Origin of the sequence: Clostridium sp. AM42-4, from assembly GCF_003480105.1 — a bacterium.
Taxonomy (GTDB): Bacteria; Bacillota; Clostridia; order Lachnospirales; family Lachnospiraceae; genus Brotaphodocola.
Window position 1 is genome coordinate 159,353 of the sequence record NZ_QUIK01000003.1, and the last position, 13,605, is coordinate 172,957.

Sequence of the window (13,605 nt, forward strand, 5' to 3'; positions counted from 1 at the left end):
AAATAAGGAATCAATTACTATGGCAAATCAGTTTTTAGAAATACCGGATTCGTTCTGGGGGCTGTTCCGTTCCAGAAACCGGCAGGTTTATATTGACGCGCTTTTGCAGATCAATGACGAATACCAGTACAGCAATTACTTTTTAAGCCGGGAAATCTGCATTCAGACCCTGAGCGATTATTTTGCGAAGGCCCGCGTGGTGATGGTACAGGACGAGCTGGAAGATGAACTGGATATGCTGGAGCCGCTTTCTACCCGCATTTTAAACTGGCTGCTAAAGGCCGGGTGGCTCCGGAAGGTGGATGATTACCACAATATGACAGTGAACATTGTCATTCCGGATTACGCTGCTGTGTTTGTGGATGCGTTTATGCATCTGGCCGGGGAGGATGAGGATGACAGCCAGGTCTACATCCAGAATGTCTATGCAATCCTGTTCGCATTCAAGAACGATCCAAGGTGCAACATTTCTCTCTTGAAAACCGCTCTGGTCAATACGAGAAAGCTCAATAAGACGCTGCAGGATATGCTCCACAATATGGATCGTTTCTTCGCCAGCCTTCTGGAACAGAAAAATTACGGGGACCTTTTGAAAGAGCATCTGGACGGATATGTACAGGAAATCGTGCAGAAGAAATATCACATTTTAAAAACCTCCGATAACTTTTATCTGTATAAGACCGATATTAAAAAATGGCTGGTCCAGATGCGCCAGGATACTTCCTGGCTGGAGACAGTTTGTGTGCGCAATAAGCAGCTGCGAGGGCTGGATATTACGCCGGAAGACATTATCAGCCAGCTTGACCTGATCGACCGTGGCTTTGATGATATCGAGCACCGCATTTTAAATATGGATACAGAGCACACGAAATACATCCGTGCTACCGTGACAAGGCTCAATTACCTCCTGAACCAGGAGGACAACCTGAAGGGGCTGGTGATCCAGATCTTAAATGAATTGTCTGGTTTACCGGATGAATCATTCGATGAAAAACTGGCGCTTACAGCCTCAAAGATGAATTTTTCCCAGTTTACCGTCATTTCAGACCGGTCATTATATAAGCGCAGAAAATCCCGTCAGGATTTTACGGCAGAGTTACAGCCGGAGGAGGAAATCGTGGAGCTGTCTAAGGATGAAATCCTGCAGCTAAACCGCATGAAGAACCGATATAGCCGGAAACAGATCCGTTCCTTTGTACTGGATCAGATGGTGAATGGGAAATTTACAGTAACCAGTGACACCGTATCTTCCCTGGAGGACTTTGAGAAGCTGGTGCTTGCATACGATGATTCGGTACGCAAGGACAGTCCGTACCGCGTCCTGGACCAGGAGGCGCCGATGGTGGAGCATGCAGGCTACCGTTATCCGGGACTGGTATTTGTGAGAAAGGATAGAAAGAATGATTGATTATTTTGAGACGCTTTCCAGCTCGGAGCAGGAGCAGGTTTCGGAAAGCATCCGTCTGTTATACCGGCAGACCTTTTTGCTGGAGCGGACCTATGACCGGAAAACAAAGCGCTACCAGACGAACCCGGAATTTTACCAGTGCAACCAGCATCTGGAATTCATCCAGAAGTATTTCTCTATTATGGGAATTGAGGTAGTGGAAAACAGCCAGATGGGACTCATTTACATCCGCGGCGAGCAGGTGGTGGGAGAGAAGCTGCCGAAGCTGGCTACGCTGTATGTGCTGGTCTTAAAGCTGATCTACGACGAGCAGATGTCATCGGTCTCTACTTCGGTGAATGTCATAACGACCTTAAGCGAGATCCACGAAAAGCTTGGAACTTACCGGTTATTAAAAAAGCAGCCGTCGGTGTCGGAAATCCGGAGAAGTCTGGCAATGCTGAAAAAGTACCAGGTTGTAGAACCGTTAGATGTTCTGGAAGAGCTGGACGGCTTCAGCCGTCTTGTGGTATATCCGACCATCAATGTCATTTTGCTGGGAGACGATGTCCGTGCGCTGCTTGAAACATTCCGCGAAGGAGAAGAGGAAGATGGAGAACCAGAGATTTGAAGCCCTGTCCAGGATCTGCCTGAACAACTGGCATTACATAAAACACAGAACCCTGTCCTTTGATGACGGGATCAATTTTTTTACCGGTCATTCCGGAAGCGGAAAATCTACCGTGATCGATGCCATGCAGATCGTGCTGTATGCGAATACCGATGGCCGCGGATTTTTCAATAAGGCCGCAGCGGATGATTCGGACCGAAGCCTGATCGAGTATCTGCGCGGCATGATCAACATTGGCGATGACAATAGTTTTTCATATTTACGGAACCAGAATTTTTCCAGTACCATTGTGCTGGAACTGCGTCAGACAGATACCGGGGTCTGCCAGTGCGTGGGTGTGGTCTTTGATGTAGAAACCGCTACGAATGAGATTAGCCGTATGTTTTTCTGGCATAAGGGACCGATGCCGGACCATGAGTACCGTAAGTCCGACCGCACCATGTCCATCGATGAGGTGAAAAACTGGCTATTATCGAATTTTTCAAAAGAAGACTGCTATTTCGGCTCGCACAATGAACGCTTCCGCAAACAGCTTTACGATATTTATTTAGGCGGTCTGGATGCGGAAAAGTTCCCGCTTTTGTTCAAGCGTGCCATTCCGTTCCGCATGAACATCAAGCTGGAAGACTTCGTGAAGGAATATATCTGCATGGAGCAGAACATCCACATTGAGGACATGCAGCAGAGCGTGACGGAGTATGGCCGCCTGCGCCGCCGGATCGAGGACACCTGCCGGGAGATCGAGAGCCTGAAGAAGATCTGTGCGCAGCATGAAGCGATGACTGCAGTGCGCGAAAATAAAGAAATGTATGGGTATTTTGCGCAGAAGCTGGATATTTTAAATGACCGCAGAAAAATCCGGGAAAGCCAGGAAAAGATCCAGAACCTGAAGGCGGATTATGAAAAAGCTAACCAGGAAATTGCCGGACTGGAGACGGAGATCCGGGATATGACCGCGCAAAGTGAGGAGCTGCTTCGCAAGATTTCAAGCAGTGGTTATGAAGAATTAAAGAGCCAGTTAAAGGCTGTGAATGAGCTGGTGGAGCACCTGGGAAGCAGCCAGGCCCGCTGGAAACAGACTGCCGAAAAGCTTCATGCCTGGGATGATGAGGAAATCACTTCAAACCGGACTTTGTGGGATATTGAGGCTTTTGATAAGGGAGATATCACCGAAGAAGCATTAAAGCGCCTGCAGGATGACCTTGCCCAGATGCGGAAAGAAACAGAGCGCCAGATGCAGGAGGCCCGCAGCCAGATCCGGGAACTGAACCGCGAGCTGGAAAAAGCACAGGAGGAAGTGGCACAGTTAAAAGCTGGAAATAAAGCCTATCCGAAGGAATTAGAGGCAGTACGCGAAATCCTGAAAACGCAGCTGTTTTTGAAGACCGGAAAAAGTGTCGATGTGGAAGTGCTTGCCGATCTTTTGGAGGTGCGGGATGATGCATGGCGTAATGCGGTCGAGGGTTATCTTGGCAATAACAAACTGCTGCTGACCGTAGAGCCGAAGTATGCAAAAACGGCGATGGAAATCTATAAGGAGCTGGATCCGAAGAAATATTACCGGGTTGCGGTCCTGGATACCGAGCGTGTGATGGCAGATGAACAGGCGGTCCAGGATGGAGCGCTGGCAGAAGAGGTAGAAGCAAGCCGCGATTATGCGCAGGCCTACATCAATTTCCAGCTTGGCAAGGTGATCAAATGTGAGAGCGTGGATGAACTGCGCAGCCACCGCATTGGTATTACCAAAGAATGCGTTCTGTACCACAGCTACCGGATCCAGCACATTAACCCAGATCTATACACAAAATCGGCATACATTGGAAAGAAGAGTGTGCGCCAGAGAATCAGGCTTCTGGAAGAATCCATGGAAACCATGAAGCAGGAGCTTGAACCGCTGCAGACACTTCTGGCAGATGGGGAACGTGTGCTTGGACATGAGGCACTGGGCCAGGAGCTGGAGGTTTATCTTGGCTGGCAGAAGGATAAGGCAGCTTATCTGGAAAAACAGGAAGAGCAGAAAGACTTGCGGGCCCGCTTGGAGCAGTTAAAGAGCCAGAATGTTGCCGCCTGGGTAGAAGAACGCACAGCACTTGACAATTTGCGTGACAGCCGGAAGGCAATGTTGCGGGAAAAAGAGCGCCAGTCAGCCCGGCTGCAGGAAAACTGTGAATCGGAGAACAAAAATCTATTCCAGTTCAATGAAATTGTTACGGGAAAAGAGCGGAATCTGGAAGAATGCGCAGAGTATGAAGAAAAGCTTCAGGAGATCCTGACGGCGAAAGAAGAAAGCGGTGCAAGGATCCGCTACGACCAGATGCGTAACGATTATCAGGCCAAGGTGGAGACGGAAACGCAGAAGCAGGCAGAAGAAATGCAAAAGCTTCAGGACACCCGGAGTGCTTATCTGCGCACTTATCCGCAGCGGAATTTCTCTCTGGGCTCTGAGAGCAATGAGGAATACCAGAAGCTGCTTGATAACCTTGCCTGTGACCGCCTGGAGGAATACCGGAAGCGTGCCGCAGAACAGGCCAAAGCAGCTGTCGAGCATTTTAAAGATGATTTCATGTACAAGATCCGCAGTGCCATCAAAGAGGCATTGCAGCGCAAGGATGAGTTAAACCGCATCATCAGCCGTCTTGACTTCGGTAAAGACCGTTACCAGTTCTATATTGGAAAGAATAAAGGCGATGACGGCAAATATTATGATATGTTCATGGATGATGCGCTGGAAGTCAATCCGTCGGATTTGGATATTGGTCTGGATAATCAGCTGAATCTGTTTACCATGGAGCATGAAAGCCATTACGGTGCCATGATCAACGACCTGATCAACATCTTTATCCCGCCGGAGCATGCAACTCCGGAGGAGATGGAAGAGGCCAAGCGCAACATGGAGAAATATGCAGATTACCGGACGTATCTTTCATTCGATATGCAGCAGCTGATCCAGAATGAGGACGAGACCATAAAGATCCGCTTAAGCAAGATGATCCGTAAAAACTCCGGAGGCGAGGGGCAGAACCCGCTCTATGTAGCGCTTCTGGCAAGCTTTGCCCAGGCTTATAAGATTGATCTGAAGCCGGGACTTAGACGAAATCCGACGATCCGCCTGGTAGTGCTGGATGAGGCTTTTTCCAAGATGGATGCAGAAAAAGTGGCGAGCTGTATCAAACTGATTCGCGGACTGGGTTTCCAGGCTCTGATCAGTGCGACCAACGACAAGATCCAGAACTATCTGGAGACGGTCGATAAGATCTTTGTATTCGCAAACCCGAATAAGAAGGCAATTTCCATCCAGGAATTTGAGAAACCGGAATTTGAACAATTAAAACCGGAAATTTCAGAGGAAGACGATGAAGACTAGGCAAGAGCCGGGCTATCTGGTCCATAAGATTATAGAACAGAATGAAAAAAGCAGCGTAGACTGGAGGGAAGGAGCATCGGGAAACCGAAGCTTAAATATCCAACAGGAGGATTTTGACCGGGCAGGAAAGTCTGATCTTTTGCAGGAAGCAAAGGAATTGGAGCAAGATGGTCTTATTAAAATCAAATGGATCGAATATGGAAATGATATTGAAAAGATTACCTACCGGAGGGAAAAGACCGGGCAGTTTTATGAGCTGCTTGGCCTTGTTCCCAAGTGGAAGCGGCTGCAGGAAGAGAAGCAGACACTGTGTTCCCTGATGCAGCAGGCTGAGACGGACTGGCTGAGACAGTATTATCAGGAGCTGGAAGCATCCCTGGATCAGGGAAAGACGCCGGCAGATCTGGATAAATACGGTGTAATGCTTTTCGATTGTCTGAATGCGTTGGAGAAACAGAGGGAGCCGCTTTACCAGCGCGTGTTCAGCATTGCTGTGCTTGGCGGAAGCAAGATCTTCGAAGAAAAACTCAAAAGCCGGGTGGTTTCTGTATTATCCCGATATCACCCTGAGGCAGATGACGCCATGAGTGAGCGGGAAATTTTATCTTTGGTATATCTGGAGGATTATGCGCAGCAATTGGCAATAAAAGGGAATCTAAAGATTGAATTAGAAGGAAAAGAAATCGATTATGGAGACCAGGTTTATGGAACAGTGTTAACAACCGACACACTCCGTTATGCCCGGATTTTGCCGGATCAGAGTATCCGAAAGATTATTACCGTGGAGAATAAAGCAAATTTTGTTTCCACGCCATATGAAACGGACACATTGATTGTTTTTTCTCATGGCTTTTTTTCTCCGTTGGAATGCACTTTTTTAAGACAGCTGATTGGAAAAATTCCGGATGTGGAATTTTTCCATACCGGAGACCTGGATTACGGCGGCATCCGCATTTTCCGGCACATCCGCGAACATATCTGTCCTCGGGTCCGCCCGCTTCAGATGGATGCAGACTGGTATGACCGTTACTTGCAATATGGGTATAAAATAAAACCGGAAACATTGAAAAAGCTGGAAAACATGAGGGGGACAGAACCTCTTATGGAAGAGCTGATAGACTGCATCATCAAAGAAAAAATGGGAATTGAACAGGAATGCTTTCTGGTTCAAAAACGGAAATAAAAAATTCCCATAAAAAGGGAGGAGCCGGTGAGTTTTAAACTCACCGGCGATTATGAAAAAAATTTTATCAAATTGTAGTTGGCAGCTTCATTTGATGATGTTAGTATATCGAGAAAATATGAAAGAAGTTTTTCCTGGATATGGAATGTTTGTAACGATTTTATGAACAAACCATGAACAGGAGAAACTTCTTTTTATATTACTGCCATAAAACAAAAGTAAAAAATAAGTCAGATAATTGTGATGAATCACAATGCCAGAACGAAGGAAACGTGATATACTATTTTATACAATGAAATTGGAAATATAAGGGGGTGAGATGGTGAAAGTGACGACGATTATGGACAATAAACGGGGCGAGCACAAAGCCCTGGTTGCGGAACATGGTCTTTCTTTTTTAGTCGAAACGGAAAAATCTAAGATTTTGTTTGATTTTGGCGCTGGGAAATCTGCCTGTGAGAATGCTGTCAGGCTGAACATTGGTCTGGAGAACATATCTTATGCGGTGGGGAGTCACGGACATTATGATCATGCAAGTGGATATCCGGAATTTGTCAGACATGGACTTTCCTGTCCGTTGTATACAGCGAAAGGGTATTTTGCAGAAAAGTACGCTTTGAATGGTCTGAAAGCAACGTATCTTGGTTGCGGTTTTGATGAAGCCTGGCTGAACGAACGGAATCTGGAACACCGGTACTGCGATGGTTATCTGGAATTGGAACCGGGATGCTATCTGGTCGGTAATTTTGAGAGACGTTATGAGTTTGAACAAATTCCTGACCGGTTTGTACTGCGCAAGAATGACAAATGGGAAAAGGATGATTTCTCCGATGAAATCTGCCTGGTGCTGGATGGAACGAATGGGCAGACTGTTATCGTCGGATGCAGTCACCCTGGAATTTTGAACATTCTGACAACGGTGCAGGAACGTTTTGGAAAACCAATCCGTGCGGTTTTCGGAGGAACGCATCTGGTAGAAGCAGACGGGGAACGGATCCGCATTACGCTGGACAAAATGAAGCAGATGGGGGTTGGTCTCATTGGAGTTAATCATTGCTCGGGAGAAGAGCTTCAGACAATCATGAGTCAGGAAACGGAACTGAAACATTGTTATCTTGGTGCCGGAGACTGCATTTACCTGTAGAAAAAGGGTTCGGCTGATTTTCGGAAAGGTTGTGCTGATTCTGGAAATATGCGGGGAAAGTGAGTGAAGAAGCATGAATGAATTTGCAAAGCTGGCGCAGGATTTTGTAGAAGCTACCTCTTTGCTGGTGGGTCAGCGCACAATCAATATCATGGACCAGAAGGGCGTTATCATTGCTTCTACGGAAAAACACCGGATCGGAGATTTTCATCAGGGTGCGGCAGAAGTTCTGGAGACAGGAAAACCGGTCCTGATCAAAAAAGAAGATCTGTATCGTTATCCGGGTACCAAAGAAGGCTACAACATGCCGATATTTCTGAACGACAGGATCATTGGTGTGGTGGGAATCTTTGGGTGTGAGGAAGAGGTGCAAAGCATCGCGAATCTGCTTCGTGTCTATGTGACCCAAAGCTTTTCCCAACTGCAGATGACACAAAAGCAGAATCTGGAGGCGGAACTCCGCAATCAGCTTTTGCGGCTTTTATTATTTGGAGGCAGCAGCCAGAAAGAGATGATTGAAAATCTCTGTGGAATGCTGAATTTGCAGCTGGATTTTCCAATCCGTGTCATTCTTCTTCATGAATCCGCAATCGGACGCCACATGAAGCATTTGCAGGATTATTCCCAGCTGATCCAGAATCTGATCTGGAAGAATATTCTTGACCGGAAACGGGACGTATTTGGCATTCAAAATGAAGATTACGTGATCCTGCTTGGTGGAAATTATGACAGGCAGGAGATGCACAAACGCCTGGAGCGCCTGCTTGATGAGATCAAAGCAGAGGATGCCTGGAATGTGACAGTCAGCAGTCCCTGCAGAACGATAAAAGAAGTTTCAGACGGTATGAGAGAAGTATCTATGTTAAAAAAGAGGAAAGGAGGAAAAATCCGGAATCTGGAAGAACATTCCTGCAAAATGCAGTATCTGTTTGGAAATCTGCTCATGCAGGAAGGCGGAAGAACCGCAGAAGAAATGTTTGAAAAACTGGAAATCCAGTATGGAAGCAATCAGACGGAGCAGTTGCTTCACACTGCACAGACGTATTATGAGTGCGCGGGAAGTGTTGCAAAGGCGGCAGAAGAGCTGCATGTACATAAGAATACACTGTTGTATCGTATGAAGCAGCTTTATCAGACGCTGGAGATGGAAACGGACACTGCTTTTGTGCGGGAATTCTTTATCCGGATGCTTCTCGAATACCGGATGTTCCTGGAATCAGAAAAAGATCCGGGAATATAAGATATGATGTAACTGGGGAGATACCGGTCAGTTACGATATGAAATTTTGAGAATGGATCGCGAAACGCGAGAAGGAGGTATTGTTTATGTCAGGATTATTTATTTTTGGCGTGATATTTTTAGCGGTTGTATGCATGGTCATTGCGATATCGAAATTTAACATGCACCCGTTTCTGGTGCTGACGGTCATTGCGGTTTTGGTTGGTCTTGTATGTGGAATTCCGACAGAAGAGGTAATCAGCACCGTGAAAAGTGGTTTTGGTAATATTCTGGCCAGCATTGGTATTGTCATTTTGGCCGGAACCATCATTGGTACCATTCTGGAAAAGACTGGTGCAGCCCTTACCATGGCGAACACCATTTTGAAGATTGTCGGAAAAGAAAAGAGTGTTCTGACCATGGGTATCACCGGTTATATTACCGGTATCCCGGTATTCTGCGATTCCGGTTTTGTTATCTTAAGCCCGATTTCCAGAGCACTGGCAAGCCAGAGCAACGTGTCCCTGGCAGTTATGGCTACCGCACTTTCCGGTGGCTTATATGCAACCCATTGTCTGGTGCCGCCGACCCCGGGCCCGATCGCTATGGCAGGTACCCTGGAAGCCGATCTTGGACTGACCATCCTGGTTGGTCTGATCATTTCCATTCCGGCTGTGGCTTCTGCCCTGATTTACGCAAATAAGGTATCCAGCAAGATCGATATTCCGGCAAATCCGGAGTACACGGTAGAAGAACTTGTGGAAAAGTATGGAAAACTTCCAGGTGCTCTGCACAGCTTTTCCCCAATCCTGCTGCCGATCATTCTGATCGCATTAAAATCCGTCGGTGATTTCCCGAGTGCACCATTTGGGGATGGCGCAGTGAAGGCCTTCTTCTCCTTTATTGGTAACCCGGTTATCGCACTGATCTTTGGAGTATTCCTGGCTATGACCCTGATTCCGAAGGAAGAAAAACAGAATTCCCTGAAGTGGATCACCGAAGGTGTTACCAACTCTGCAGGCATTCTGGCTATCACCGGTGCAGGTGGTTCCTTTGGTGCCATTCTTCAGAAACTGCCGATCGCAGACGCTTTAAGCGCATCGTTACTGGGACTTGGTGTGGGTGTATTCCTGCCATTCATCATTGCAGCACTCTTAAAGACAGCAATGGGCGCTTCTACGGTAGCCATGATCACAACCTCTGCCATGATCGCACCGATGATGCCGGCACTCGGTTTCACATCTCCGTTAGCCAAGGTTCTGGTTATCATGGCCATCGGAGCAGGTTCTATGACCGTATCCCATGCAAACGATTCCTACTTCTGGGTAGTATCCCAGTTCTCGGATATGGATACGCAGGATGCTTATAAGTGCCAGACCGGTATGACTGCCGTCATGGGTATTACCACGATCATTGTGGTATTTATCCTGTCCCTGATCTTTGTACACTGATCTTATTCATAAAATGAAAGCAATTTGAGACAAATAGGGATGCCCTGCGGATGACAAAGTCCGCGGGGCATCTGTGTGTGCGTCCGGCGGCGCATGTTTTCAGGTATCCGTAGCGGTGTATCTGCAGAAAGCTTCTGTTGGCAGACCAGGTGTCAAGCAGAAGTCCTGTGTATGATACAAGCCCTGCACCAGTGTTCCGGTTCTGTCATATGTTATAGTGTAACCACACAAAAAGGAGACAACAGCATATGGCATTTTTTACGAATCAGGCGCAGCTGCGTTATGGCAATGAAATAACCAATTCTAATATTACTGTGGGAGAGATTCAGGAAGTACTGACGGTTACCAAAACCGCAGTAAAAGAAACGTACCGGCAGGGAGGAACCGTGACGTATATCATCAGCATTGTCAATGCCGGCACTGCAGAATATACAGGACTTACCCTGTCAGATGATCTTGGAACTTATGCCTTTGGGACAACGACGCGTACTCCGTTGGATTATAGTGCGGGAACGATCCGCTATTATCAAAATGGCGTGCTCCAGACAGCACCGACCGTAGAAGCGGGGCCGCCACTTACGATTACCGGAGTGAATGTACCGGCAGGCGGCAATGCCACGATTGTGTATGAGACACGGCTGAATGCGTACGCGCCGCTGCAGCTTGAAGCAGAAATCACGAATGTTGTGACAGTATCGGGAACCTGTGTCAGCGGAATTACCGCATCGGAAACTGTTTCTGCTGTGGCAGAGCCAGTCCTTTCCATCACAAAATCCGTCAGCCCGGTTCCGGTCACAGAATGCGGCAGACTGACTTATACTTTCGTCATCCAGAACACCGGAAATGTCCCGGCAGATTCCACAACTGAAGTTTCTGTAACCGATACCTTTGACCCGGTTTTGAGAAATCTGACTGTCACCTTTAACGGAACTGCCTGGAGCGATCCCACGAATTACACCTACAATGAAACAACGGGAATGTTTCGTACAGTACCTGGGGCGGTAACCGTACCGGCAGCCACCTACACACAAAATTCAGAAACAGGAGAGTGGAGCACCAGTTCGGGAGTCAGCACTTTGATCGTCACCGGAACAATCTAAAGTAACAATATCTCACAGTAAACACAAATGGGCCGGAAGGTTCCGTCCCCGCCGAATGGCGGGGACGAAACCTTTCGGCCCTCGTTCGTTACTGTGTGATATTGTTTATTCGTGATAGTGATAGCTGTCAAGCAGCTGGTTCTTCATATCCCACAACGGCTTGGACAGATCCACATGCACGCGGTGCGGGTATTCCAGTCGCAGGGACTCTTCCCACAGGGTGGAGAGTTCTTTCTTGCAGTATTTCTGGATATCCATAACCTTCGGGGACTCGTAGACACACTGACCTTTTAAGAAGACCGGAACCATCATCTCACGCATGGTGTAACTGCCTGGTGCCAGGTGGGTCTTTTTCCAGGTCTCAATCGGGTCGAAGAGAAGAAGGGACTTGTTGGTGTCGTATTCCTCGTCAACCAGACAGATCAGGTCAGCAATGATCTTGCCATTTTCCTTGTCGTAGATGCGTCGGATGGTCTTATTGCCCGGATTGGTGATCTTTTCTGCATTTTCGGAAAGCTTGATCTTCGGGATGAATTTTCCGGTAGCCTTGTCCTGGATCGCAGCCAGTTTGTAAACACCGCCGAAGGATGGGCAGTCTTTGGAGGTGATCAGGTTGGTGCCGACACCCCAGGAGTTGATGGCTGCGCCCTGAAGCTTTAAGGAAGAGATCAGGGTCTCGTCCAAGTCGTTGGAAGCGGAGATGACTGCATCGGAAAATCCGGCTGCATCGAGCATCTTCTTTGCTTTCTTGGACAGGTAAGCCAGGTCACCGCTGTCTAAGCGGATTCCGTAGAAGGTTAACGGAATGCCGGCTTCGCGCATCTCAGTGAAGACTTTAATGGCATTTGGAATACCGGAATTTAAGGTATCGTAAGTATCGACCAGAAGGATGCAGGCATTTGGATACAGCTTTGCGTAGGTGCGGAATGCGGTCAGCTCGTCCGGGAAGCTCATGATCCAGCTGTGTGCGTGGGTTCCCTTGACCGGAACATCGAACATCTTTCCACAGAGTACGTTAGAAGTACCGATACATCCGGCAATCATGGCAGCGCGGGCACCATAGATACCGGCATCCGGACCCTGTGCACGGCGCAGACCAAACTCCATAACTCCATCGCCCTGTGCGGCATAGACGACGCGTGCTGCCTTGGTGGCAATCAGGGACTGATGGTTGATGATGTTTAACAGGGCAGTTTCGATTAACTGGGCTTCCATGATCGGGGCAATGATCTTTACAAGTGGTTCTCTTGGGAAGATAACGCTTCCTTCCGGGATCGCGTAAATATCACCGCTGAAATGGAAGTTGCTCAGATACTCGAGAAAATCCTCCTCAAACATGCCGGTAGTGCGCAGGTAATCAATGTCATCTTTTTCAAAATGCAGGTTCTTTACATAGTCGATCACCTGGTCCAAACCAGCGCAGATCGAATAGCCGGAGCCTACCGGATTGTTTCTGTAAAACGCGTCAAAAATGACGGTCTCGTTTGCATCTTTTTCTTTAAAATAGCCCTGCATCATGGTCAGTTCGTAAAAGTCTGTGAGCAGGGTCAGGTTACGTTCGCTCATACCGGTTCTCCTTCTGGTTTCGGTTAAATTTGTGTAAAACATAAGTAGTATACCATTAGTTTTCTCAAAAAACAATGCGATTGACAGGAAAATAACAAACCGACTGGCCGCGGAAACCTTGACAATTCCCAGACAAATCAATATAATGAAAAAGAATGTAATATCAAAAAGGCTATGACGGAGACAGTAGCGCTGTATAGAACGCAGGTGCCGGAAAGCGACCAGCAATAAACAACGGTCAGGAGGCACGAGCGAGCCGGGGGTGGTGGAAGCCCGGTGCAAGTAAGGCAGCAGTCGAAGATCACTCCCGAGCCGCAGGCTGAACGTACAGAAAATCTGCCATTTGTTTTGGGTTGCTGATGCACACCGTGCAGACAATCGGAAATTGCTTATACAGTGTCAGAATAAAATCTTCCAAGTAAGCCCCGCCGGCATTCCGCCGTTAACCGGAACTCATATGTTGGTATGCAGTAATAGGTGGTCAAAAGTGGCAAGAAGTGTCGTTTCCTGTTTGCAGGGAGCGGCTTTTTTTGTATCAGAGGGATATCCTCTGATACAAA

9 protein-coding genes are annotated in these 13,605 nt (G+C 47.6%); 8 read left to right on the forward strand and 1 reads right to left on the reverse strand.

The window, feature by feature from the left end:
- Positions 1–19: 19 nt before the first annotated feature.
- The 8 genes from DW922_RS03520 to DW922_RS03555 all read left to right on the forward strand — a co-directional run bounded on the left by DW922_RS03520 (position 20) and on the right by DW922_RS03555 (position 11,479).
- Positions 20–1,408, forward strand: coding sequence for a Wadjet anti-phage system protein JetA family protein (locus DW922_RS03520; RefSeq protein ID WP_118725801.1), 1,389 nt, complete (start codon positions 20–22; stop codon positions 1,406–1,408).
- On the forward strand, positions 1,401–2,018 hold the full coding sequence (locus DW922_RS03525; protein ID WP_118718390.1) for a DUF4194 domain-containing protein: 618 nt from the start codon (positions 1,401–1,403) through the stop codon (positions 2,016–2,018). The genes DW922_RS03520 and DW922_RS03525 overlap by 8 nt, the downstream gene beginning before the upstream one ends.
- Positions 1,999–5,382, forward strand: a complete 3,384-nt coding sequence (locus DW922_RS03530) for an SbcC/MukB-like Walker B domain-containing protein (RefSeq protein WP_118725802.1) — start codon at positions 1,999–2,001, stop codon at positions 5,380–5,382. The genes DW922_RS03525 and DW922_RS03530 overlap by 20 nt, the downstream gene beginning before the upstream one ends.
- Positions 5,372–6,565 carry a Wadjet anti-phage system protein JetD domain-containing protein gene (locus tag DW922_RS03535; RefSeq protein ID WP_118725803.1) on the forward strand — a complete coding sequence of 398 codons (1,194 nt, stop codon included), beginning with the start codon at positions 5,372–5,374 and terminating at the stop codon, positions 6,563–6,565. The genes DW922_RS03530 and DW922_RS03535 overlap by 11 nt, the downstream gene beginning before the upstream one ends.
- 319 nt (positions 6,566–6,884) lie before the next feature.
- The gene (locus DW922_RS03540; protein ID WP_243032002.1) at positions 6,885–7,709 is read left to right on the forward strand and encodes an MBL fold metallo-hydrolase; all 825 of its coding nucleotides are present in this window, start codon (positions 6,885–6,887) and stop codon (positions 7,707–7,709) included.
- A 73-nt stretch (positions 7,710–7,782) separates the two neighbouring features.
- Positions 7,783–8,949, forward strand: coding sequence for a sugar diacid recognition domain-containing protein (locus DW922_RS03545; protein WP_118725804.1), 1,167 nt, complete (start codon positions 7,783–7,785; stop codon positions 8,947–8,949).
- Between the two features lie 86 nt (positions 8,950–9,035).
- Complete coding sequence (locus DW922_RS03550; RefSeq protein ID WP_118725805.1) at positions 9,036–10,379, forward strand: GntP family permease; 1,344 nt, start codon at positions 9,036–9,038, stop codon at positions 10,377–10,379.
- Between the two features lie 248 nt (positions 10,380–10,627).
- On the forward strand, positions 10,628–11,479 hold the full coding sequence (locus DW922_RS03555; RefSeq protein ID WP_118725806.1) for a DUF11 domain-containing protein: 852 nt from the start codon (positions 10,628–10,630) through the stop codon (positions 11,477–11,479).
- 105 nt (positions 11,480–11,584) lie between these two features.
- Here DW922_RS03555 and DW922_RS03560 read toward each other — a convergent pair whose 3' ends face one another.
- Positions 11,585–13,045, reverse strand: coding sequence for a nicotinate phosphoribosyltransferase (locus DW922_RS03560; RefSeq protein ID WP_118725807.1), 1,461 nt, complete (start codon positions 13,043–13,045; stop codon positions 11,585–11,587).
- Positions 13,046–13,605 lie beyond the last annotated feature (560 nt).